Annotated in this window: 23 protein-coding genes; 5 read left to right on the forward strand and 18 right to left on the reverse strand. The window is 53.3% G+C overall.

Features of this window, described 5'->3' with window-relative positions:
• The 4 genes from H8S44_RS06470 to H8S44_RS06485 form a co-directional block, all read right to left on the reverse strand.
• Nucleotides 1–1878, reverse strand: a complete 1878-nt coding sequence (locus H8S44_RS06470) for an NADH-quinone oxidoreductase subunit NuoF (RefSeq protein ID WP_186871773.1) — start codon at nucleotides 1876–1878, stop codon at nucleotides 1–3.
• A complete protein-coding gene (locus H8S44_RS06475) occupies nucleotides 1865–2356 on the reverse strand; it encodes a complex I 24 kDa subunit family protein (protein ID WP_186871774.1) in 492 nt (163 codons plus the stop codon). Before H8S44_RS06475 ends, H8S44_RS06470 begins: the two co-directional genes overlap by 14 nt.
• 167 nt (nucleotides 2357–2523) lie before the next feature.
• Nucleotides 2524–3117, reverse strand: coding sequence for a molybdenum cofactor guanylyltransferase (gene mobA / locus H8S44_RS06480; RefSeq protein WP_186871775.1), 594 nt, complete (start codon nucleotides 3115–3117; stop codon nucleotides 2524–2526).
• Complete coding sequence (locus H8S44_RS06485) at nucleotides 3104–4027, reverse strand: MOSC domain-containing protein (RefSeq protein ID WP_186871776.1); 924 nt, start codon at nucleotides 4025–4027, stop codon at nucleotides 3104–3106. Before H8S44_RS06485 ends, mobA begins: the two co-directional genes overlap by 14 nt.
• 237 nt (nucleotides 4028–4264) lie before the next feature.
• On the opposite strand from H8S44_RS06485, the gene fdhD reads away from it, so the two are divergent.
• The 5 genes from fdhD (at nucleotide 4265) to moaA (ending at nucleotide 9693) form a co-directional block, all read left to right on the forward strand.
• The gene (gene fdhD, locus H8S44_RS06490) at nucleotides 4265–5143 is read left to right on the forward strand and encodes a formate dehydrogenase accessory sulfurtransferase FdhD (protein ID WP_207724091.1); all 879 of its coding nucleotides are present in this window, start codon (nucleotides 4265–4267) and stop codon (nucleotides 5141–5143) included.
• A 44-nt stretch (nucleotides 5144–5187) separates the two neighbouring features.
• The gene (locus H8S44_RS06495) at nucleotides 5188–6945 is read left to right on the forward strand and encodes a [Fe-Fe] hydrogenase large subunit C-terminal domain-containing protein (protein WP_186871777.1); all 1758 of its coding nucleotides are present in this window, start codon (nucleotides 5188–5190) and stop codon (nucleotides 6943–6945) included.
• The gene (locus H8S44_RS06500) at nucleotides 6938–8140 is read left to right on the forward strand and encodes a SpoIIE family protein phosphatase (RefSeq protein ID WP_207724092.1); all 1203 of its coding nucleotides are present in this window, start codon (nucleotides 6938–6940) and stop codon (nucleotides 8138–8140) included. The genes H8S44_RS06495 and H8S44_RS06500 overlap by 8 nt, the downstream gene beginning before the upstream one ends.
• Nucleotides 8141–8235: 95 nt before the next feature.
• Nucleotides 8236–8718, forward strand: a complete 483-nt coding sequence (gene moaC, locus H8S44_RS06505) for a cyclic pyranopterin monophosphate synthase MoaC (protein ID WP_186871778.1) — start codon at nucleotides 8236–8238, stop codon at nucleotides 8716–8718.
• Nucleotides 8719–8721: 3 nt separating this feature from the next.
• On the forward strand, nucleotides 8722–9693 hold the full coding sequence (moaA, locus tag H8S44_RS06510; RefSeq protein ID WP_186871779.1) for a GTP 3',8-cyclase MoaA: 972 nt from the start codon (nucleotides 8722–8724) through the stop codon (nucleotides 9691–9693).
• A 42-nt stretch (nucleotides 9694–9735) separates the two neighbouring features.
• Here moaA and H8S44_RS06515 read toward each other — a convergent pair whose 3' ends face one another.
• From H8S44_RS06515 to H8S44_RS06580, 14 genes are all read right to left on the reverse strand, one after another.
• On the reverse strand, nucleotides 9736–10875 hold the full coding sequence (locus H8S44_RS06515; RefSeq protein WP_186871780.1) for a sulfate/molybdate ABC transporter ATP-binding protein: 1140 nt from the start codon (nucleotides 10873–10875) through the stop codon (nucleotides 9736–9738).
• A 5-nt stretch (nucleotides 10876–10880) separates the two neighbouring features.
• Nucleotides 10881–11573, reverse strand: a complete 693-nt coding sequence (gene modB / locus H8S44_RS06520; protein WP_186871781.1) for a molybdate ABC transporter permease subunit — start codon at nucleotides 11571–11573, stop codon at nucleotides 10881–10883.
• Between the two features lie 59 nt (nucleotides 11574–11632).
• On the reverse strand, nucleotides 11633–12451 hold the full coding sequence (gene modA, locus H8S44_RS06525) for a molybdate ABC transporter substrate-binding protein (RefSeq protein WP_186871782.1): 819 nt from the start codon (nucleotides 12449–12451) through the stop codon (nucleotides 11633–11635).
• Between the two features lie 143 nt (nucleotides 12452–12594).
• Entirely contained in the window at nucleotides 12595–13527 is a 933-nt protein-coding gene (locus H8S44_RS06530) for a LysR family transcriptional regulator (protein WP_186871783.1), read from the reverse strand.
• A gap of 48 nt (nucleotides 13528–13575) precedes the next feature.
• Nucleotides 13576–14094 (reverse strand): molybdopterin-guanine dinucleotide biosynthesis protein B, encoded by a 519-nt coding sequence (gene mobB / locus H8S44_RS06535; RefSeq protein ID WP_186871784.1) that lies wholly within the window; start codon nucleotides 14092–14094, stop codon nucleotides 13576–13578.
• Nucleotides 14091–15296: a molybdopterin molybdotransferase MoeA gene (locus H8S44_RS06540; RefSeq protein ID WP_186871785.1), complete on the reverse strand. Its 1206-nt coding sequence runs from the start codon at nucleotides 15294–15296 to the stop codon at nucleotides 14091–14093. Before H8S44_RS06540 ends, mobB begins: the two co-directional genes overlap by 4 nt.
• Before the next feature lie 13 nt (nucleotides 15297–15309).
• On the reverse strand, nucleotides 15310–16335 hold the full coding sequence (locus H8S44_RS06545; RefSeq protein WP_186871786.1) for a molybdopterin-binding protein: 1026 nt from the start codon (nucleotides 16333–16335) through the stop codon (nucleotides 15310–15312).
• Nucleotides 16336–16577: 242 nt separating this feature from the next.
• On the reverse strand, nucleotides 16578–17453 hold the full coding sequence (locus tag H8S44_RS06550; protein WP_186871787.1) for a phosphoribosylaminoimidazolesuccinocarboxamide synthase: 876 nt from the start codon (nucleotides 17451–17453) through the stop codon (nucleotides 16578–16580).
• Nucleotides 17454–17572: 119 nt separating this feature from the next.
• Entirely contained in the window at nucleotides 17573–18100 is a 528-nt protein-coding gene (locus tag H8S44_RS06555) for a cob(I)yrinic acid a,c-diamide adenosyltransferase (RefSeq protein ID WP_186871788.1), read from the reverse strand.
• A 49-nt stretch (nucleotides 18101–18149) separates the two neighbouring features.
• Entirely contained in the window at nucleotides 18150–19118 is a 969-nt protein-coding gene (gene cbiB / locus H8S44_RS06560) for an adenosylcobinamide-phosphate synthase CbiB (RefSeq protein WP_186871789.1), read from the reverse strand.
• Nucleotides 19060–19695 (reverse strand): histidine phosphatase family protein, encoded by a 636-nt coding sequence (locus tag H8S44_RS06565; RefSeq protein ID WP_186871790.1) that lies wholly within the window; start codon nucleotides 19693–19695, stop codon nucleotides 19060–19062. Before H8S44_RS06565 ends, cbiB begins: the two co-directional genes overlap by 59 nt.
• Complete coding sequence (locus H8S44_RS06570) at nucleotides 19692–20075, reverse strand: bifunctional adenosylcobinamide kinase/adenosylcobinamide-phosphate guanylyltransferase (protein ID WP_186871791.1); 384 nt, start codon at nucleotides 20073–20075, stop codon at nucleotides 19692–19694. Before H8S44_RS06570 ends, H8S44_RS06565 begins: the two co-directional genes overlap by 4 nt.
• A gap of 14 nt (nucleotides 20076–20089) precedes the next feature.
• A complete protein-coding gene (gene cobS / locus H8S44_RS06575) occupies nucleotides 20090–20851 on the reverse strand; it encodes an adenosylcobinamide-GDP ribazoletransferase (RefSeq protein ID WP_186871792.1) in 762 nt (253 codons plus the stop codon).
• Between the two features lie 24 nt (nucleotides 20852–20875).
• Nucleotides 20876–21400, reverse strand: a complete 525-nt coding sequence (locus tag H8S44_RS06580; RefSeq protein ID WP_186871793.1) for a bifunctional adenosylcobinamide kinase/adenosylcobinamide-phosphate guanylyltransferase — start codon at nucleotides 21398–21400, stop codon at nucleotides 20876–20878.
• Between the last annotated feature and the right edge of the window lie 18 nt (nucleotides 21401–21418).

The raw sequence follows: 21418 nt of genomic DNA on the forward strand, positions 1-21418 counted from the left end.
CTATTTCAAAACGACCGCATCAAAGGCGCAGTTTTCCAGACAGGTTCCGCACTTGATACATTTGGAATTATCAATGACATGAGGCGCTTTCCGCTCGCCGGTAATGGCGTTCACCGGACAGTTGCGGGCACACTTGGTACAGCCCTTGCACTTGTCAGGATCGATCTCGTATACGCGCATGGACTTACATACGTGAGCCGCGCACTTCTTGTCTACGATGTGCTCGACGTATTCGTCCCGGAAGTTCTGAATGGTACTGAGCACCGGAAGGGGCGCGCTCTTTCCCAGGCCGCACAGGGAGCGGTCTTTTACAAAATGGCCCAGCTCTTCCAGCTTCTCCAGATCTTCCATCTCGCCCTTACCATCTACGATCTTCTCCAGCAGCTCCAGCATACGCTTGGTTCCGATACGACAGGGACCGCATTTTCCGCAGGACTCTCTCTGGGTGAAGCCCATGAAGAAGCGGGCGACCTCTACCATACAGGTATTCTCATCCATAACAACCAGTCCGCCGGAGCCCACAATAGCGCCATATTTCTTCACAGAGTCGAAATCCAGGGGCACATCCAGATGCTTCTCGGTCAGACAGCCGCCGGAGGGTCCGCCGATCTGCACTGCCTTGAAAGCCGCGCCGGACTTCAGACCGCCGCCGATATCGAAAATAATTTCGCGTAGGGTAGTTCCCATGGGAACTTCGATCAGGCCTGTGTTCTCGATACTTCCAGTCAGGGAGAAGGTCTTGGTTCCCGGTGACCCTTCCGTACCGATGCTGCGATACCACTCATGGCCCTTCAGAATGATCTCCGGAACATTGGCATAGGTCTCTACGTTATTCAGAACCGTGGGTTTCGCCCACAGTCCTTGTTCTACCGTACGGGGCGGTTTTACACGGGGCATACCGCGGCTTCCTTCGATGGAAGCTGTCAGGGCAGAACCCTCGCCGCATACGAAAGCTCCCGCTCCCTTATTGATGTGCATATGGAAATTAAAGCCGGTGCCAAGGATATTCTCGCCTAAGAGGCCATTCTCCTCCAGTACGGCAATGGCGTGCTTCAGTCTCGCTACGGAATTCGGATACTCGGCACGCACGTAGATATAACCGTTCTCCGCGCGTACGGCGTAAGCTGCCAGCATCATGCCTTCGATCAGGCGGTAGGGATCGCCTTCCATAACGGATCCGTCCATGAACGCTCCGGGGTCGCCCTCGTCGCCGTTACATACCACATAGTGAACCGGGTCGGCCTGACGGGCCACCTGAATCCACTTCTTGCCTGCCGGGAAGCCGCCGCCTCCACGGCCACGCAGTCCGGACTGATCCACTTCCTCGATGACCTGATCCGGCGTCATCTCAAACATGGCTTTCTGAAGGGCCGCAAAGCCACCGCTGGCTATGTATTCTCTTAAGGATTCCGCATCGAACTTACCACAGTTCTTCAGTACGATACGGGTCTGCTTCGCGATGAACGGAATATCGTCCGGCCCTTTGCAGACCTTTCCGCCCTTCTGATACAGCAGACGTTCCACCACTTCATTGCCCAGAACGCTCTTTTCAAAAATCTCGGCACAGTCATCCAGCTGTACCTTCACGTACTGAACCACGTCCTGACCTTTCTGGATCCGGACCAGAGGTCCCAGCTCGCAGACGCCCTGACAGCCGGTCTTCTTTACGCCCAGATGCTCCTTTTCGTCGTGGGGGGCGAACTCCAGGGTCACGCCCGGCGCGTCCTTGGTAATCTCCAGAAATTTCTCATAGATCTTATTAGAACCGGTGGCGATACAGCCTGTACCGGAACAGACAAGAATCCGGCAGTCATAGGAATTAAGTTCTTTCACTGCTTCCTCGTGAAGCTGCTGTAACTGTTCTTTATTCTGGATCAATTCCGGCACCTCCTCTTAACTGGTCAATCACTGCTGCCGCCTTTTCCGGCGTCATACAGGGATAGACATCTTCATTTACCATCATGGTGGGCGCAAGTCCGCAGGCGCCCAGGCAGGATACGGTCTCCACCGTAAACATCATGTCGTCTGTGGTCTTCTTGGTCTTGCTTAAGCCCAGCTTTGCGTACAGGGCTTCCAGCACCGGCATAGATTTACGCACATGACAGGCTGTTCCATCACATACCTTGATGACATACTTTCCTTTTGCGTCGAAAGAAAAATTTTCATAGAACGTAGCCACGCTGAAAGCCTTGGCCTCCGTCACCCCGATCCTGTCTGCCACGTAGCTCAGCAGCTCTCCGGGCAGATAACGGTAAGCTCCCTGAATCTCCTGCATAATCGGAATCAGTGAAGCCGGCTTTCTGCCGTACTGATCCATGATCTCATCCGCTTTTGTGTAATAGGACTGATCAAGCATACTATATTTACCCTCCTTACTTTATTCTTACCCAAATATAAAACTTGAACAACTCTGTTAGTTCCAGTATACAGCTATATTTGTGTAAAATCAACAAATTTCTTCGTTAGTTTTTTATCGTTTTTGTGCATTCGTCCTGTTTTATAAAACACATCGGTTAAAAATGACTAACTTCCTGTATTTTCAATGTGTTTTTTGTAATCCTCCGGACAGTTGATATTGGCGAAGTATGCCTCCGGAGCACTGCTCTCGTACAGGTCATAACCGAGCCGGTTCAGAAATGCGAAGACCGACCCCTTCCGCTCCCGGATCTCTGTCAGCATCTCGTCGGCCAGATCCCGGTCATAGATCCCGGCCATCGGCTCCTCTTTTCCCTGATGCGCCAGAATCATCGCCCGCTTCGTCTTCTCCCGGCCTTTTTCGAGCAGTCTTTTTAATTCCTCTGCCGGGAGCAGCGGCATATCCACCCCCAGCACCAACACCCGTTCTTCCCGCGCACGTCGGAAACAGCTTTCCAGGCCGCCCAAGGGCCCTTTTCCCGGAAACCGGTCCGGCGTCACCGGAACACTGCAGGCTTCCCCGTGATAGCCGGACACCTGAATATCCGTGATACCAAGCTTTCTGCCCTTTTCGATCTGCCATTCCAGGAACGTGCTTTTTTCTATCTTCAGATCACACTTGTCTCTTCCCATGCGGCTACTCTTTCCCCCGGCCAGCACTACCATGGAAACGCCTTCCCCCGGGCACTTATTTTCCGGCACAGTTGGTGGCCTCTCCTGTCAGAATCTCCAGGCCGTGCTCCAGAGAAGGCAGAATATAACCTAAGGACTCTTTCACAGCCTTCGGACTGCCCGGCAGATTAATAATCAGAGTACTCTTCCGGATACAGGCCGCCGCCCGGCTCAGCATGGCCCTGGGGGTAATGGTCATGCTGTAAGCCCGCATGGCTTCGGGAATGCCCGGCACCATCCGCTCCGCAATATCCATGGTTGCCTCCGGCATACAGTCTCTCGGGGAAAAGCCCGTACCGCCGGTGGTCAGCAGAAGCTCTGCCACATGCTCATCTGCAATGCGCGCCATTTCTTTTGCCAGCATCTCCCGGTCATCCGGCAGGAGAACTGTATGGACCACTTCGTATCCGTTTTCTTCCAGCATTGTTTTGATGGCGGGACCGCTTAAATCCTCCCGTTCTCCTGCGTAGCCGGAATCACTGGAGGTCAGTACCGCCGCCCTCATGGGCCGTTTCACCACATGGATTCCGTCCCCTTCGGAAATGACGCCTCCCTTCAGTACCTTTGAAAAAATGCCCTCCCGCGGCATAATGCAGTCTCCCATAATCTTATAAATCTCGCAGCCGCTGTGGCACTGCTTTCCGATCTGGGTCACCTCCAGAAGCACGTCGCCGCACTGAAGACGGGTGCCGACGGGCAGGTGCTTCAGGTCGATACCCTGAACGATCAGATTCTCCCCGAAAGCGCCCTCGTCCACCGGCGCTCCCTTGGCTTTAAATTCTTCGATCTTTTCATAGGACAACAGGCTCACCTGACGGTGCCATTTGCCTGCGTGGGCGTCATTTTCGATGCCCCAGTCCTCTATGAGCTTTGCGGAATGCACGTTTTTCTTCTGCGTTCCCTTCTTTTCACTGACGTTTACTGCGATGATCTTTCCCATCCGAACTTTCCTCCATTTGCTGCGGCATTCCTTCGTCGTTACCCCGGCCGTCCGCAGTTTCTCTGTCTCTATGGTACCCGATCTCTGTCCGTAGATCAACACTTGTTACAAATTAGACGAATTATTTTTCATATTTTATAGTATTTTTTCACAATCCCGTGTTTGACAGGGCTTGTATACACATGTATAATATAGGTAATCAATGCCGTTGGCTATTCGAGGAGGAGACTCTGTTCCATGTATATCAATGAACAATATCACGATCTTCCACTTCTTTCCCAGGAGACTTATACCTATATTGGCCGTGAAGGCGAACACCATACAGATTCCGAACCTGTACTGGAGGAGCATGTCATCGACGTCTATATCAACGATCGGCTGACCATGAAGCTCATCTGCATTCCTCAGTTTCTGACGGAGCTGGTACTTGGGCGGCTGCTGACGGAAGGCATCATTGAAACTGTGAAAGATGTGGAGCAGATCTATATCTGTGAACACGGGCTGCGGGCACGGGTGATGCTGCGTGGAAATAAGAGTGAAAATGAGACGCTGCAAGCCACCGTGGCCGACAGCCATCCGCAGGCAGGACGTGTTGCTTTGGATGGCGGCGCTTCTCAGGAGTCCTTTACCGAAACCACTCCATCCTGCTGCACCGGCAATCACATTTTAAACGACTATTTTCTGACACAGAAGGAAGTGAAGCCGGTGACCCCCATTCCCTGGAAGGCTTCCCAGATCTTTGATCTGGCCGACCGTTTCCATGCGGGCATGTCTCTCCACAGACAGACTTTCGCCACCCACAGCTGCTTTCTGGCGAAGGATGGGGCGCTTCTGTTCCAGTGCGAGGACATCGGCCGCCACAATGCCCTGGACAAAGCCATCGGTTACGCCCTGCGCCATGAAATACCGCTCACGGAATGTATGGTCTACTCCAGCGGCCGGATTCCCACGGACATGGCCATGAAAGCCATCCGGGCCGAGATCCCGATTCTCTCCAGCAAGGCTTCGCCTACGGCGGAGGCCATCGAACTGGCAAAGGAGTACGGATTAACTCTGGTCTGCGCGGCAAGGCGGGATCGCATGAAGCTGTTCGCGGGCCCGGAACCCGAGGGCTGAATTTTCTTTTTACGCTATATTACACCGGAAAGGCAGGTTTTCACATGTCGACCGTATATGCTGATACCTCATTTTTAAGATTCAAAAAAGTACACTGTAAAAACTGTTATAAATGTGTCCGGAACTGTCCGGTCAAGGCCATCCGGGTCATCAACCACCAGGCTCAGATTCTGGAGGATCAGTGCATTCTCTGTGAAAAATGTACTCTAGTCTGTCCCCAGAATGCCAAAGAGGAACTGAACATGATTCCGAAGATACACGACTTTATCCGGGGCGGCGGCCAGGTCATCGCGTCCCTTCACCCGGCCTACGTGGCGGAATTCGGAACCGACAGTCTCCCGGCTTTGACAGAAGCTCTGAAGAAGCTGGGTCTCTCCGACGCCTTTGACGCGGCAGCCGGAGCGTATCTGGTCAAGACAGCTTACGAAAATCTGGTGGAGGAACGGGCCCAGGACACGCCCACCATTTCTTCCAACTGCCCGGTCATCGTCCAGCTGATTCAGAAGCGTTATCCGGACCTGGTGCCCTATCTGGCCCCGGTTCTTTCCGTGATGCAGGCCCATGCCCGCTACCTGAAAATCCGGTATCCCGACGCGCGGATTCTCTCTGTCTCCCCCTGTATCTCCGGTCTGGCCCAGATGCGGGAGGCGGACAACTATGTGGATTATGTCATCACCTTCAGCGAGCTGCAGGAATGGCTGGCTGCTGTTCAGGTACAGGTGGCCGCCCCGGCAAACGCGTCTCCGGACGCGGAGCGGGATATCCGGCTTTCCCGCATTATGGCCATGTCCGGCGGTTTCACCATGGCTATGCATCCTTCGCCTCACCAGCGCTATCTTCCCGCCTGCGGCATCGACAGCTGCAAGCAGATTCTGAATGAATTTATGACGGATCCAAAGAGCTATTCCAACTGCTTTCTGGAGCTGAACGCCTGTCCCAACGGCTGCATCGGCGGTCCTTCCTTCCGCCGGACCAGGACCGGGCTGCTCCACGGACTGATTCGTCTGCAGAACGCGTCCCTGTACAAGGGCATTTCCAATTATAAACGGGACGACTTTTCGGCACAGGCCCTAACCGATATCAGCCGCCACTATGACACCTTCATACTGCGGCAGCAGGAAACGGAAGTATCCGAAGAAGATATCAAAAAGGTACTGGCCCAGATGGGAAAATTCGCGCCTGAGGACGAGCTGAACTGCGGGGCCTGCGGCTATAATACCTGCAGGGAAAAGGCAAAGGCCGTGCTGGCCGGTAAGGCCGAGATCTCCATGTGCGTTCCCTTCATGCGGGAGCGTCAAGAGAGCTATTCCAACAAAATCATCAATGTGATGCCCGGTATCCTGGTGACGGTGGATTATCAACTAAAAGTCATTCATATGAATCAGGCCGCAAAGGATCTGTTTGATCCGCTTCATAAGCGCGCACTGATCGGGGAGACCGTGTCCGATCTGATGGATGATTACACCATGGTCAATATGATTTCCTTCGACAAAAATATGTCCCATGACCAGATTTATCTGGAGGACCGGGATCTCTATCTGGAACGCACGTTAGCTAACGACCGGAAGAATCAGCTGATTCTCTGTGTCATGAAGGATATCACAAAGGAAATCGAGGAAAAGCAGCGTATCCGGAAGGCCCAGCATAACGCAGCCGCCATGGCTGACAAGCTGGCCTCCGAACAGTTAAAACTGGTGCATCAGATCGCAAGCCTCCTGGGCGAGACAGCCGCAGACACCAAAGTGGCCGTGGAACAGCTGAAGCGCACCATTCTCAGGGAGGATGAAGACCGCGATGAATAAAGACGGAAATTACCGGCTGAATGTGTCTTTCGACGGACTGGTGACGGATTTCGGCTGGATCAGCCTGAATAAAAAACGGGAAACCATCTGCGGCGATTTTTTTGATATTATGGAAAATGATTCCGACCATGTACTGGTGCTGTCCGACGGACTGGGAAGCGGCGTCAAGGCCAACATCCTCTCCACTCTGACTGCCCGGATGCTCAGTCATATGATTATCAAAAAGCTGCCCATCTATGACGCGGTGGCCGCAGTGGCTGATACACTGCCTGTGTGCAGTGTCCGGCATCTGGCCTATTCCACCTTTACCGTTCTGGATATCAGGGGACGGCAGGCTCTGCTCTATCAGTTTGACAATCCGGACGCCATTCTGATTCGAAATGGTAAGGTAACGGCCTATCCCTATTCCACCTTTACCCTGAAGGAAAAAGTCATCCATGAGAGTACCTTTGACCTCCGGGAGGACGACATGCTGATCCTCATGTCAGACGGCGTCACCAATGCAGGCATGGGCAAGACCACCGACGGCGGCTGGGGCCGCAACGAAGTCTTGCGCTTCTGTCAAAAGAAGTACCGCCCGGGCATGAGCGCCCAGGAAATGGCCGTAGATATCGCCTACGCGGGCCTGGCCCTGAATATGGACGAGACCGATGATGACCTGACAGTACTGGCTCTGCGCTTCTGCAAAAAGCAGACCGTCAATCTGATGATCGGCCCGCCCCACACCTCTGAGGACGATACCTCTTACATGGATAACTTCTGGAAAAAAGAGGGAAAGCATGTAATCTGCGGCGGTACCACTGCGAAGATCGCAGCCCGGTATCTGAAGCAGACTCTGACCACCATTGAAGGCTCCGCCGTGGATGACATTCCATCCCTGATGCGGCTGCCCGGCGCAGATCTGGTCACCGAAGGTCTGCTGACCCTGGAGCGGCTGGTGGAGTACTGCGAGGATTTCCGGGAGGATCGGTTGAGCTTCCATGAGATGCTGCAGCGGAGGGATGGGGCGGCACAGCTTGGGGCTCTTCTTTTCACCTGGGCTACCGACATCAACATTTTCTTCGGAAACGCCTATAACGAGGCCTATACAGGATCGGAGATTACAGCGGAGACCAAGACAAAAACGGTAGAAGAACTGATGGAACATCTGCGTACAGCGGGCAAGAATGTAAATATTTCGTTCTGGGCCGTATGAAGGGATCTCCGAATGCCCTGGGAACACGGGCAAATAATAAGAAAGAAAGGAAAAGCAAATCTGACCTTAGATGATTGGGTTTGTTATGATAGATCATGAGTGAATTTACACATTTCAACCGGCAGGGAGAAGCAATCATGGTGGATGTAAGCGCCAAGGCCGAGACTGCCAGAGAGGCTGTGGCCGAAGGCCGCATCTCCATGAACCGAGAATGTTTTGAAAAAGTAAAGGAAGGGGAAATGGGCAAAGGCGACGTATTAGGCGTAGCCCGGGTGGCCGGAATCATGGGTGCCAAGAAGACCTCCGAGCTGATTCCCCTCTGCCATCTTCTGAATCTGACAAAGGTGGAAATCAGCTTCTCGCTGGAGGAAGAGACCTCTTCTGTCCGGGCGTCCTGTACCGTCCGTACCACCGGAAAAACCGGCGTGGAAATGGAGGCTCTGACCGGCGTTCAGGTGGCTCTCCTGACCGTCTATGATATGTGCAAGGCTGTAGATAAAAGCATGGAAATGACAGATATCCATCTCTGCCGAAAAAGCGGCGGAAAAAGCGGCGATTTTGTGAGAAAGGCGGAGTAACCTATGAAAGACCAATACGGACGGAACATTGACTATATACGTGTCTCCATCACCGACCGGTGTAATCTGCGCTGCCGCTACTGTATGCCGGACGGCATCGAATGGCTTCCCATGGACGAGATTCTGACACTGGAAGAAATTACAGAAGCCTGTCGTCAGGCTGCCACTCTGGGGATTCGTAAAATCAAGGTCACCGGCGGAGAACCTCTGGTCCGTAAGGGCTGTACCGAGCTCATCGGTATGCTGAACGCCATTCCCGGCATCGAACAGGTAACTCTGACCACCAACGGCATCCTGCTTTCTGATTTCGCGGATGAGCTTCGCCGTCAGGGCCTGCACGCTGTGAATATCAGTCTGGATACCCTGGATCCCCTGAAATTTGCCCGGATTACCGGTTTTGATCAGCTTCCAAAGGTCCTGGAGGGTATCCGCGCCATGGAAAGCCGCGGTATTCCTGTGAAAATCAACGCCGTGCTGCAGCGGGGTGTCAACGATATGGAATGTATCGCCCTGGCCGAATTAGCCAAGGTTTCCCCCATTGACGTCCGCTTCATAGAACTGATGCCCATCGGACACGGCAAAGGGATGGAGCCCGTCTCCAATCCTGAGGTTCTGGAGCGTCTGCGCGCCCATTATGGCACGGAACATATTTCTCCGGATCCCCGTACTCACGGCAACGGTCCGGCCCGCTATTATCAGATCGACGGCTTTACCGGCAGCCTTGGCTTTATCAGCGCCATTCATGGGAAGTTTTGCCAAAGCTGCAACCGGATCCGGCTGACCGCCACAGGAGAGGTGAAGCCCTGTCTCTGCTACAGCGACTCTATTTCCATAAAAAATGCCCTTCGGACCGGAAGTCCCGGGGACGTGAAAAAACTTTTACAGCAGGCCATCCAGCAGAAGCCCGCGGCCCATTGCTTTGAAAGGATTCAGACCGTAACAGAAATGAAAGAAATGTCGAAGATCGGCGGGTAAAGCCCGTCCGCTCTTCGACATTTTTCTATCTCCTCAACTACTCTATCTCAGCACCATCACATCCGTCGGATCCATATACACCCAGATATCCTTCTGCGGATTTTCTCTGCCCGCGCATTCCTTTTGCCAAAACTCCCGCCAGAATTCCTTGGTGGTTTCCACTCGCAGGATGCCAAAATGGTTTTTCCGACTCTCCTCGGATTCCACCGCATTTACCGGTTTCATCATGATAACGGTAGAAAATACATCATCGATGACCTTCTCTATCTGACATCGGAAGGTATTCTCCGGCTTCGCCGCTGCCTCTTCTCCGGTCACCGGATAGATATAATGACTGCGGACGCCCACATAGTTCACTTCCGCCGTTGACTCCTTGGCAAAGGCAAGCGTCTCACCCCAGTCCTGCACATAGACGCGGCCCGGCTTGTCCGCTGCGGCCGCCTCCTTCACCTCCGCCCGGGCGAAGTTCTTGCAGCCCGAAAGCAGGGCTGCCGCTCTGGACTCCGGTGCTTCAAAAAGCTGTTTTACCGGAATCACCGGGCTGGAGGAACCGTGCTCCATGACGCAGACCCTGTCACAGATCCGATAGACCTCGTCCCGGCTGTGGGATACAAACAGGGTCGGTCCGTCGAAATCTTTCAGAGTCTCCAGGAGCTCCTGTTCCAGATTCCACCTCAGATAACCGTCCAATGCTGAAAAAGGCTCGTCCAGCATCAGCATCTTCGGACTGGACAGGAAGATACGCGCCAGGGCCACACGCTGCTGCTGGCCTCCTGACAGCTCTGCCGGCTTATGCTTTTCAAGGCCCACCAGCTCAAACTTCTCCAACATTTCCCGAATCTTCGCCTCGGCTGCCCTTTTGTCCTGTTTCTCTGCCATCAGACCCGCCATCAGATTCTGCCGCACCGTCATATTCGGAAACAATGCATAATTCTGAAACAGCAAGCCCACATGACGTTCCTGGGGCCGCAGATTGATTTTCTTTCTTGCGTCAAAGAGCACCTTACCGTCCAGCTCAATATGGCCTTCATCCGGTTTCACAATCCCCGCAATACACCGAAGTGTCATACTTTTTCCGCAACCGGAAGCACCCAGAATACCCGTCACACCTTCAGCCGCCTCAAACTGAGTCTCCAGGGTGAAATTCCCCAGCTTTTTTCTGATATCCACATACAATGACATCTGCTCTACCTCCCGGCCTTTCGTTTTGTGCCTGTGCTGGATGCCCGCCCGCTCTTCTCCAGCAGATTTACCGCCAGCAGAACCACTGCGGAAATGACCACATTGACCAGAACCCATTTGAAGGCAAGGGCGTCATTGTTTGTCCTCCACATCTGATAGACTGTGGTGGAAATGGTTGCGGTCTTGCCGGGGGTATAGCCCGCCACCATGCTGGTGGCTCCGTACTCGCCGAGAGCCCTGGCAAAGGCCAGTACCGTGCCCGCCAGAATTCCCTGTCTGCAGGCCGGCATGCGGATACGCCAGAAAATAAAGGTATTGGACAGTCCCAGGGTCTGACCGGAATAAGCCAGGGTCTCGTCAAAGCTCTCAAAAGCGCCCCGGGCCGTCCGATACATGAGCGGGAAGGCCACCACCGCCGCCGCAAAGATGCCCGAATACCAGGTCATGATAAGTTTGGTGCCAAAGGTCTCCAGAAACCAGGCTCCGAAGGGGCGTCTCGGTCCCATCAGAAGCAGGATGAAGTAGCCAACCACCGTCGGCGGCAATACCAGCGGCAGGGTCAGCACCACGTCCAGCACGCCCTTCACCACCGGATGAAGCTTTGCGATATAATAGGCTGCAAAAATGCCTGTAAAGAATACGATCACACTGGCAATCAGCGCGATACGCAGGGAATTATACAAGGGAAACCAATCCATAAAAGCCTCCTGAAACACAGAAGGCCGGACCATTTTCGTCCGGCCTGTCTTATTACTTTTTATTCTGCTGCCGTGAAGCCTACTGCCTCGAATACCTTCATGCAGTCGTCTGTCTGCAGATAGGCAAGGAATTCCTTTGCTGCTTCCTGAGTCTGAGAGATGTTCAGAACTGCCGCCGGATAGATAACCTGCTTGCACAGGTCGCTTCCTGCCTGATCCACAACGGTCAGTTCTGCGGAGAATGCATCGGTAGCATAGATGATACCTGCGTCTGCAGCCGCCTCAGATACCTGTGTGGTAACCTCTTTTACGTTGGAACCGTAGGTAATCTTTCCATCTGCTTCCAGCTTATCCAGAATACCAAGATTCGTCAGGATCTCTGTGGAATACTGTCCTACCGGAACGTCCTCGTTACCCAGGGCCAGCAGGGAAAGCTTGTCTGTGCCAAGATCCTCAAATGACTGGATATCCTTCGGATTTCCATCCGGAACTGCCAGAACGACCTTGTTCTCCAGCAGGTTCACCCGGGTTCCCTCCAGCACGAAGTCCAGGCCCTCCGTATTCACTTCCGTATCTGCGTCCTTATCGATCTGATTCATCTGCTTCTGTGCTGCGGAAATGAAGATATCACAGTCAGCGCCTTCCTGAATCTGTGTCTTCAGAGTTCCTGAAGAATCGAAGTTGAATACCAGCGTTACATTCGGAGCTGCCTCTTTATACATCTCCTGAATCTCAGTCAGAGTCTCTGTCATGGATGCTGCCGCAAATACATTCAGGGTCACCGGCTCTGCGTCTGTCTCAGCCTGTTTGCTTCCGCAACCCAGCATAGAAACTGCCAAAGCACTTACCACCAGACCTGCGATAAGCTTCTTCTTCATAATAAAATCCCTCTTTCCTTTTCATTTCGTGCAGTTCTCCTATGCGTTATTTTTTCAAGAGAATAACGATAGGTATATTATACAGGAAACGGAAAGCGGGCGCAAGGGAATCGAACCAATTTATGAATTATTTTTCACTAACCTCACTGAAACTCCCCAAAATAAACCTCAAAGAATCCCCTCGTAATCCGCTTCATATCCTCTAACATGGCGTGATATCGCTCCATAAAGAGACGGCCTTCGGGGGTGATGGTGGAGCTTCCGCCGTTTTTGCCGCCGTTGCAGCGGTTCAGAAAGCGGAAACCCAGCTCCTTTTCCACTTTGTTGATCATTTTCCAGCCTTTAGAGTAGGACATGTTCATTTTGGCGGCGGCGGCCTGGATGGAGCCAGTTTCATCGATGTACTGGAGCAGGTGGTAAACGCCGGGACCGAAGAAGTCTTCTTCTTTGGAAATGACCAGCTTAGTCTTGAAATGGAGGGTGGTGGCGTCCCACTGGGCCTTCAGGTAGCGGGTGATGCGCTCGACGCCTCCTTCTTCCTGCAGGGAGTAGGTGACGCCGGGATCTTCCGTAGACAGGATCTGACTCCCGGTTTCAACATCAAAATTGATTTTCTCTGTAAGATTCATTTCCGATTCAGATAAAATTACACTCTTTGGCCATCCCTCCTGCCCTTTGTAAGTCGGAATGGCAGACTTCTCCATAGCCAGCAATTCCTTGATGGTGCTGTCGGCACAGGCCGGGTATTCCACCGGCAGCACAAGAACACGCTCCATCAACGGCGCGCATCCGGTCAGACCGATTGCAAGACTTTCCTCGAAGCTGTGCTCCCGGTACTCCCCGTCTTCTATGAAAATGACATTATTGTGGCTCAGGTGCAGCTTCAATGTTTCGCTGTGGCAGCCGGTAAGCACTACAATCGGAGAGATTCCGGCTTTGCGAAGCTTGGCAAGCTCCCCCTTGATGACGGTGGTACCGTCCAGCGGGTACATGGGGAGGAACACGGGGATGCCCTCGTTGTCCCGCTGCTCCTCTCCGTAATCGCCGGAAGCTATGATCAATGCTCCTGTTTTCATACGATCTCCTTTACTTTTTCCGATAAATAGGATAGTTTTTATAGCACATTACCGTAAATCCTTTAAAATAAATTTTGCAATCTGCTCTGTATCTTCTAACCCGAATACAGGCACTTCTTCCGACACTCCCGTTATCTCTCCCTGATCCAGATCGGTCACGACGGCACGTAAGTTATGCTCTTTACAGACACAGTCCGATGAATTTCCTCTGCGAATAATTTCCAGCTTCGGATAATCACTGTCCTTGAAGCCCTCCAGCAGAATCAGATCTGCCTCCGGGAACCAGGCAGCCGCCATCTGCTCCGGCGTCAGTTTTTTCTTCGAAACCTCGTCCTGCCACTGTTTTACGACCATGTATTTGTGATCAGAAAAGACAACCGTGCCGTAAGCCCCAGCCTGGAAATGGGCAAAAGTATCCGTACCCGGCACATCTGTCTGAAAATCGTGACCGTCATGCTTGATGGTCGCCACTTTCAGCCCCCGGTCGGTCAGGACCGGCAGGAGCTTGGTAATCAAGGTGGTTTTTCCGGAATTCTTCACTCCGCTTATCGCAAAGAAAATACTCATAGTAAAATCGCCTCCGCCGGATCCCCGGGCTTCAGCGCGCCGGATCCTGCGGGCACATCCAGCAGGCAGTTGCAGCCCACCATGGAAGCCAGCACGCCGTTGGAATTCAGTCCCTCCGGCAGATGGAAGACGCCGTTTTCCCAGTAAGCCCGCACAAAGCGCCGACCCGGACTGGGTTTTCCAAAGGCATCCGCCAGGGTGCCCTTTACGCGTACCAGTTCCAATGAGGATTTCCGCATCATTTTTGCCAGCATGGGGCGCAGCAGCAATTCCGTAATAACCAGGGCGCTGAAGGGATTGCCGGAGAGACTCATAACCGGAATGCCTGCATAATCGGAAAACAGGGTCGGCATGCCGGGCTTCACCTGAATGCCCCAGAACACACGCTCTGCGCCAATGAGCGCCAGCGATTCGTGCATAATATCCTTTTTTCCCACAGACACAGCGCCTGTGGTAACGAGCAGATCCGCTTCCTTCGCGGCCTTCTTCAGTGCTTCTGCCATCTGCTCCGGCTCATCCGGCACAGACCGGACCTCGGTCAGTTCCGCGCCCAGTTCCAGCAGGCGGGCCGCCAGAAGCTTCTGGTTGATATCGTAGATTTTGCCGGGGGCAAGAGGCTCTCCGGGCTGAGCTACTTCATTTCCGGTGGTCAGGACAGCGATCCGGGGACGACGGTATACGGATACTTTGGAAACGCCCATGCCGGCCAGCACTCCTGCTTCCACAAATCCCAGTTCCCGCCCGGCCTTCAGAAGTACCTGCCCGGCCTTGAAATCCTCGCCCTTGAAGCAATAGTTGCTCCACTGCCGCTCGGCCTTGTAGATCTGCACGATCTCCTCGCCGTAATCCGTATCCTCCTGACGGACACAGCAGTCGCAGCCGGGCGGAATGGCCGCACCGGTCATGATACGGACAGCCTGACCACTCAGTACCTCTTCCTCAGAATAATCACCCGCGTCGATTTCCCGCAGGACTGTAAGACAGACTGGCTGTTCCTTTGAGGCGTCGGTTAAATCCGCAGCCCTGCAGGCATAGCCGTCGATGGGCGAGCGGTGAAAGGGCGGATTATCAAAGACGGTTTTCACGTCCTCCGCCAATACCCGGCCTGAAATATTCGCGATTTGAATCTGTTCCTTCTCCTGTATCACCGGCGTATGCTGTAAAACCAGACAAAGCGCCTCCTCTGTTGTAATTCCTCCCATAGGTCACGCCCCCTTATACGCCTTTTCCAAAGCCGCAGTTGGGGTAATGACAAGTCTTGCATCCCAGACAGAAGCCGCCATTTCCCATGTGGGCCAGATCTTTTTTCGTCACCTCCACGCCTGCCGCGATGCGGGGCAGCACCAGATCAAAGACCGTGGCTTTGGCATACATGACGCAGCCCGGCAGTCCCATGATGGGCGTACCGTCTTCCAGATAGGCAAGCAGGAACATGGCTCCCGGCAGTACCGGCGCGCCGTAGGATACGATACGGGCCCCGGTATTTTTGATGGCACCAGGGGTCCGGTCGTCCGGATCTACACTCATACCGCCGGAGCAGAGAATCAGGTCGGCTCCTTCTTCTTTTAATTGCAGAACTGCATTGGTGATTTTTTCCATATTATCGTCACAGAGAATGTGACCGCTGACTTCGATACCGTAAGAAGCCAGTTTGTCAATGATAACCGGAGTAAATGTATCCTTGATCCGTCCGTAGTATACCTCATTTCCGGTGGTGACAATGCCCGCTTTCATGGGCTTATAGGGCGTCAGGGACACCAGCGGCCCGGGGCCTGCAGTCTCCTTTACCAGCTCCATCTTTTCTTTTGCGATGACCAGCGGAATCACGCGAGTGCCAAGCAGCCGGTCGCCCTTTTTCACCGGCGTGTTATTATGCCGGGTGGCGATCATAATCTCGTCTATTTCGTTGATGGCGTCCAGGCGCGGCACGTCCACCCGGAACAGGCCGTCGCAGTCTGCCACCAGTTCGATTTTACCCTCTTTCACATCGGTGGGATGCATGTTTTCGTTCTTACAGACGCCGCAGAGAATCTCCGCGGCCTCATTTTCGTGCAGGGTGTTCTCGTCTTTCTCCCAGACGTAAAGATGATCCTTGCCCAGAGAAAGTAACACCGGAATGTCCTCCTCGGTGACGATGTGTCCCTTGCGGAATGCGGTGTCCTTGACCACGTCCTTGACGATGCGTGTGATGTCGTGGCAGAGCACATGGCCCACCGCGTCCGTTGTGTTGATACATTTCATACCCTATTCCTCCCAAACCCAAATCTGTCTCGCTTTCCGCTGTTACCCGAGCGGAAATGATTCTGTATACAGTGTATCACAGCGGGGCAGAACTTTCACCTGTTTTTCAAAACATAACGGTGTTTTTTATAAAAATACGTGAAAAGCAGTCGACTTCTATGTTTATTTTGACCGTATAAAATAAAAACACGGACAGGATCCCAAAATGGAACCTATCCGTGTCGCAAACTTCTTATATTCTTTTATACTTCCAGCTTCTTACCGGTCAGCATCTCATAGGCCTGCAGGTATTTCTCGATGGTCTTGTCCACGATCTCCTGGGGCAGGGTCCAGTTGTTGTCCGGGTTGGCCTTCAGCCAGTCGCGTGCGAACTGCTTGTCGAAGGAGGGCTGGCCGTGCCCCGGCTCGTAGCCGTCTGCGGGCCAGAAACGGGAGCTGTCCGGGGTCAGCATCTCGTCGCCAATCACCAGGTTGCCGTTCTCATCCAGACCGAACTCGAACTTGGTGTCCGCGATGATGATGCCCTTACTCAGGGCGTACTCCGCGCATTTCTTGTAGAGGGCAATGGTGTTGTCGCGAAGAGCCTTTGCGTACTCCTCTCCCTTGCCCGGGAAGTATTTTTCAAGATGAGCAATGCTCTGCTCATAGGAAATATTCTCGTCATGGTCGCCGATCTCCGCCTTGGTGGACGGTGTATAAATCGGCTCCGGCAGCTTGTCAGATTCCTTCAGCCCCTCCGGCAGCTTAATGCCGCAGACCGTTCCGTTCTCCTTGTAGCTGGCCCAGCCGCTGCCTGTGATATAACCGCGGACGATGCACTCGATGGGAAGCATCTGAAGCTTTCTGCACATCATAGATTTGCCCTGGAACTTCTCCTGCTGGAAGTATTCCGGCATATCCTTGGTATCAACGGAAATCATGTGGTTCGGCAGAATATCCTCTGTCATATCGAACCAGAATTTGGACATCTGGGTCAGCACCGCGCCCTTCTTTGTCACTTCATTATGAAGAATCACATCGAAGCAGCTGATACGGTCTGTGGCTACCATAATCAGGCTGTCGCCGTTGTCATAAATCTCGCGTACCTTACCTTCTTTGATCGGTTTCAATTCCTGCATGTCTTTGCACCTCATCATTCAGTTTTAGATATAGCCGCGGATTGCTCCGCTGTTTTACAACTCACGCATTTCACATTATCACTAAATGCAGGGGGCTGTCAAGACTTTACTATTCATCTTTACAGCTCAATCCCCTTCCGGGCATGAATGCCCTGGTCAAAGGGATGCTTGATTTTACGAACCTCGGAGACATAATCCGCCAGCTCCAGAAGCTCCTGAGCCGGATCCCGGCCGGTCAGTGCCACTTCCAGGCTTTCCGGCCGGTTTTTCAGGAACTCCAGTGCCTTCTCCCGATTCAGCATGCCGTGATTATAACAGGACATGAACTCGTCCATCACCAGTAAAAAAGCGTTCTCTTTAACCGCCAGCTCTGTGGCTTTGTCGAACAGCTCCTGATAGGCGTTCGCCGCCTCTTTTTTCTGCTCATCGGTCATATTCCAGAAGAAACCGAACTGCTTCTCACAGGTCAGCACCGTAACCCCGGGCAGCTCCCGCAGTACCTTCAGCTCCGAGGATTTTCCATCCTTCATAAACTGTGTGAAAATGACCTTCCTGCCGCTGCCCGCCGCCCGAACCGCAAGCCCTGTGACTGCGGTGGATTTTCCCTTGCCGTCGCCGCAGTAAATATGGATACATGATTTTTTCATAGGACAGCACCTCCTGAATTTCTGTGTATATCGTCGTTGTTTTTTTCTCTTACACCAGCACCCCGGCTGCTCCCGCGACCGCCGCCACAAGCACCAGCGCCAGCATCACGCCCGCATACATAAGCCGGTTCATACGCCGGATATCCTCATACTCCACCGGACGGATGGGATCTCCTATGGTGGGCTTTTTGTAGAGCCTGCCGAAATACCAGGCGTCCCCGGCCAGCTGTACCTCAAGGGCTCCTGCTGCCGCAGACTCCGTCTGGGCGGAATTGGGACTGGCATGATTGCGGCGATCCCGACGCCAGATTTTCCAGGCGTTCGCCATATTGAGTCCTGCCAGGGGGCTTGCCAGCACCAGCAGAAGACCGCTTACGCGGGCAGGAATATAGTTCAGCACATCGTCCAGCTTCGCAGAGAAGCGGCCGAAATACAGGTATTTATCGTTCTTGTAACCAACCATGGAATCCAGGGTATTCACGGCCTTGTAAAAGAAGCCCAGAGTCGGACCGCCCAGAGCCAGGAAAAGGAGCGGAGCTACCACGCCGTCGGAGGAATTCTCCGCCACGGTTTCCACGGCCGCTTTTGCCACTCCTTCTGCGCTTAAGCTTTGCGTATCCCGTCCCACGATCATAGACACCGCATGGCGGGCTTTCTCCAAATCGCCCTCTTTCAGTGCGTCATAAACCTTCATACTTTCCGTTTTCAGAGATTTTGTTGCCAGAATCTGAAAGCTCCAGAGGGTCAGTAAGGCAAAATACAGCAGGAAACTGATTTTCCGGGCCAGATATAAAAGTCCGAAGGACACTGCCGTAGACACGCCCACCACAAAAATGCAGAAGAACACGCCTGCGGTCAGCTCTCCCTTTTCTGTCTTCGGAAATACTTTGCGAAAAGGCTTTTCCCCATGGGAAATCAGGTTTCCGATGATGCAGATGGGATGATAAAGAATCCGCGGATCACCGAAGATCAGATCCAGCAGAAAGCCCAGTATCAGGGCGTATATGTGATATTTCATGTAAAATGATGCCTCCTTTTTCTGTCTCATCCCAAAGCATACGGAAGCCTTCTCCGTTCTGAACCTGCCAGTGATAAAACTCCTCTTTCTCCGCCGCGTAAGCAGACAGAATACTCATAATCGTGCCGCCGTGAACCACAAGGGCCGCGCGGCGAAAGGACTCGTCCCGTAAGCCGTTCAGCAACTCCGCAAACCCTTCCCGACAGCGCTTTTCAAAGCCCTCCCGGCTTTCGCCACCCGGAAAGGGCAGGGTGCCGTTGCTGTCAATCCAGGCCTGGTAGGCCACGTTCCCGGACAGTTCCCTGTAATTCTTATTTTCGAATTCACCGAAATCACATTCCCGAAGCTCCGGAACCAGACGGACGCCTTTGCCCGGAAACAAAATTGCTGCCGTCTCCTGACAGCGCTTCAGGGGACTTCCGTACAGGATGTCCGGCATGGGGTAGAGCTCCGCTTCGAAAATAGCCTGCAGGGCTTTTCTTCCCTCCGCGCACAGGGATTCGTCGGTGGTTCCGATATAGCGCCCCAGAGTATTGCCATAGGTCTTTCCATGGCGGATCAGATACAGCTCCTTCATCCTTTGATCCCCGTCCCAATACCGCAGACCACCCGATGAACCTGGGCTGCGTATTTCGCCAGATCGCAGGCTGCCCGTCCGGAGGCCTCCCTCCACTGGCGGTCAAAGGGATCTGCCGGAATGACGCCGCTTCCCAGCTCGTTCGTAATCACAAGGATCTCCGGATTTTCTGTATACAATTTTTCCGCCAGGGTGGACGCGTCGCCGCCTTTCTTCAGCACCCGGCGTACATATTCCTGAAAATCAGCCACTGCCTTTGCCTGAAAAAGTTCAGCTTCCGCGCAGTCAGTTCCCTTTACAAAATCATCGTCTGTCAGGTGAAAATGCTCCATCGCATAGGCTTTTTTCCCCTGAAAGGCTCCGCCTGTAATCAGTATCATACCCCATGTTCCTCCTAAAATTTTCCCGCTACCCATACGCAGATGGCCATGACCAGCTCGCAGGTCTGCACAAAGCAACCCGCCAGATCGCCGGTAATGCCGCCAAACTGTTTCATAGACATACAATAATACCAGAAAAACGTGCACCAGGCCCCCACCACAGCTGCCGTACCGAGCTTCACATCCAGAAAGCACATGAAGCCTGCGGACAGGAACAGGAGAATATAGAGACAGGTCATGACCGTCCTCTCCTGCACCGCGTCGGAAAAGGTCGCTACGGTTCCGGTCTTACGGGCACAGGGGAAGGACGCCACCGAAAGTCCGCTCATGGACCGGGACAGCACATAACCGCCGGAGAGCACCAGCACCTGCCGTCCGGAAAGCTCGCTCCAGAAGCCGAAGCAGGCCAGAAAATAACAGCAGGCCACGATGACCGCAAAGGCTCCCGCATTGGAATCCTTCAGAATCTCCAGCTTTCGCTCCTTTGTCTGGTAGGAAGAGAGAGCGTCCGCCGTATCCAAAAGGCCGTCCAGATGGATACCGCCGGTCACCAGCACCGGAATCAGTACATAAATAACGCTCCGGAGCGTATCGCCCACACCGACTTTTTCACTTAACACGCTCCATCCTGCCATCAGCGCGCCGATGACGATGCCCACGAAGGGAAAAAAGCACATCATATAGCGCATGTTTTCCTTCTCCCAGTCCGCCCGAGGCATGGGAATCTTAGAATACATGGCAAACGCGATTTTAAAACTGTTCCATATCCGTTTCATAAATTCTGAATTGTTACCTTTCCTTTACTTTTTGAGCCGCAGGGGAATGCCGCAGACCACCTCCGTCGCCTCATCGGCCTCTGCCGCAATGCGTCGGTTAATGGTTCCTAATCGCTCCTGATACAGCTTTGTTACTTCATCATATGTAATTCCGTCAGAAAAGACATCGTTGGTGACGATAACCAGATGGGCGCAGCGGTCCTTAAGTGCCGCCACACCTGCCAGTACTGCTTCCACTGTATTGTTTCCCGCGCCCTCCGGCTCAAACATCTCATTGGCCGTCAGGTTCGACATACATTCCAGGAGCACCACGCCCTTTTCCGGCAACGTCTGTCCTTTTAAGTTTACATAACATTCTATTGTTTCAAAGCCTTTTCCAAACCGGAGCTTCCGATGCCGCTCCACCCGGCGCTTTCCCTCCTCGCCAAAGGGGCGCATGGTGGCGATATAATATAAGGGGAGCCCGTCCCGCCTGGCCAGGGAAGTGGCTACGCTCTCCGCATACTCGGATTTGCCGCTTCCGCTTCCTCCTGTAATTACTGCAAGCATGTGTATTTCCTCACCTTT

The sequence above is a fragment of the Anaerosacchariphilus hominis genome, from assembly GCF_014290175.1.
In the GTDB taxonomy this organism is placed as follows: Bacteria; Bacillota; Clostridia; order Lachnospirales; family Lachnospiraceae; genus Laedolimicola; species Laedolimicola hominis.

Coding starts and splice junctions, on each gene's coding strand:
- H8S44_RS06475 (WP_186871774.1), bottom strand. CDS start 2,356: ATGCTTGATCAGTCCTATTACACAAAAGCGGATGAGATCATGGATCAG.
- H8S44_RS06485 (WP_186871776.1), bottom strand. CDS start 4,027: ATGGGAAAGATCATCGCAGTAAACGTCAGTGAAAAGAAGGGAACGCAG.
- fdhD (WP_207724091.1), top strand. CDS start 4,265: ATGTATATCAATGAACAATATCACGATCTTCCACTTCTTTCCCAGGAG.
- H8S44_RS06495 (WP_186871777.1), top strand. CDS start 5,188: ATGTCGACCGTATATGCTGATACCTCATTTTTAAGATTCAAAAAAGTA.
- H8S44_RS06500 (WP_207724092.1), top strand. CDS start 6,938: ATGAATAAAGACGGAAATTACCGGCTGAATGTGTCTTTCGACGGACTG.
- moaC (WP_186871778.1), top strand. CDS start 8,236: ATGAGTGAATTTACACATTTCAACCGGCAGGGAGAAGCAATCATGGTG.
- moaA (WP_186871779.1), top strand. CDS start 8,722: ATGAAAGACCAATACGGACGGAACATTGACTATATACGTGTCTCCATC.
- H8S44_RS06515 (WP_186871780.1), bottom strand. CDS start 10,875: ATGTCATTGTATGTGGATATCAGAAAAAAGCTGGGGAATTTCACCCTG.
- modB (WP_186871781.1), bottom strand. CDS start 11,573: ATGGATTGGTTTCCCTTGTATAATTCCCTGCGTATCGCGCTGATTGCC.
- modA (WP_186871782.1), bottom strand. CDS start 12,451: ATGAAGAAGAAGCTTATCGCAGGTCTGGTGGTAAGTGCTTTGGCAGTT.
- H8S44_RS06530 (WP_186871783.1), bottom strand. CDS start 13,527: ATGAAAACAGGAGCATTGATCATAGCTTCCGGCGATTACGGAGAGGAG.
- mobB (WP_186871784.1), bottom strand. CDS start 14,094: ATGAGTATTTTCTTTGCGATAAGCGGAGTGAAGAATTCCGGAAAAACC.
- H8S44_RS06540 (WP_186871785.1), bottom strand. CDS start 15,296: ATGGGAGGAATTACAACAGAGGAGGCGCTTTGTCTGGTTTTACAGCAT.
- H8S44_RS06545 (WP_186871786.1), bottom strand. CDS start 16,335: ATGAAATGTATCAACACAACGGACGCGGTGGGCCATGTGCTCTGCCAC.
- H8S44_RS06550 (WP_186871787.1), bottom strand. CDS start 17,453: ATGCAGGAATTGAAACCGATCAAAGAAGGTAAGGTACGCGAGATTTAT.
- H8S44_RS06555 (WP_186871788.1), bottom strand. CDS start 18,100: ATGAAAAAATCATGTATCCATATTTACTGCGGCGACGGCAAGGGAAAA.
- cbiB (WP_186871789.1), bottom strand. CDS start 19,118: ATGAAATATCACATATACGCCCTGATACTGGGCTTTCTGCTGGATCTG.
- H8S44_RS06565 (WP_186871790.1), bottom strand. CDS start 19,695: ATGAAGGAGCTGTATCTGATCCGCCATGGAAAGACCTATGGCAATACT.
- H8S44_RS06570 (WP_186871791.1), bottom strand. CDS start 20,075: ATGATACTGATTACAGGCGGAGCCTTTCAGGGGAAAAAAGCCTATGCG.
- cobS (WP_186871792.1), bottom strand. CDS start 20,851: ATGAAACGGATATGGAACAGTTTTAAAATCGCGTTTGCCATGTATTCT.
- H8S44_RS06580 (WP_186871793.1), bottom strand. CDS start 21,400: ATGCTTGCAGTAATTACAGGAGGAAGCGGAAGCGGCAAATCCGAGTAT.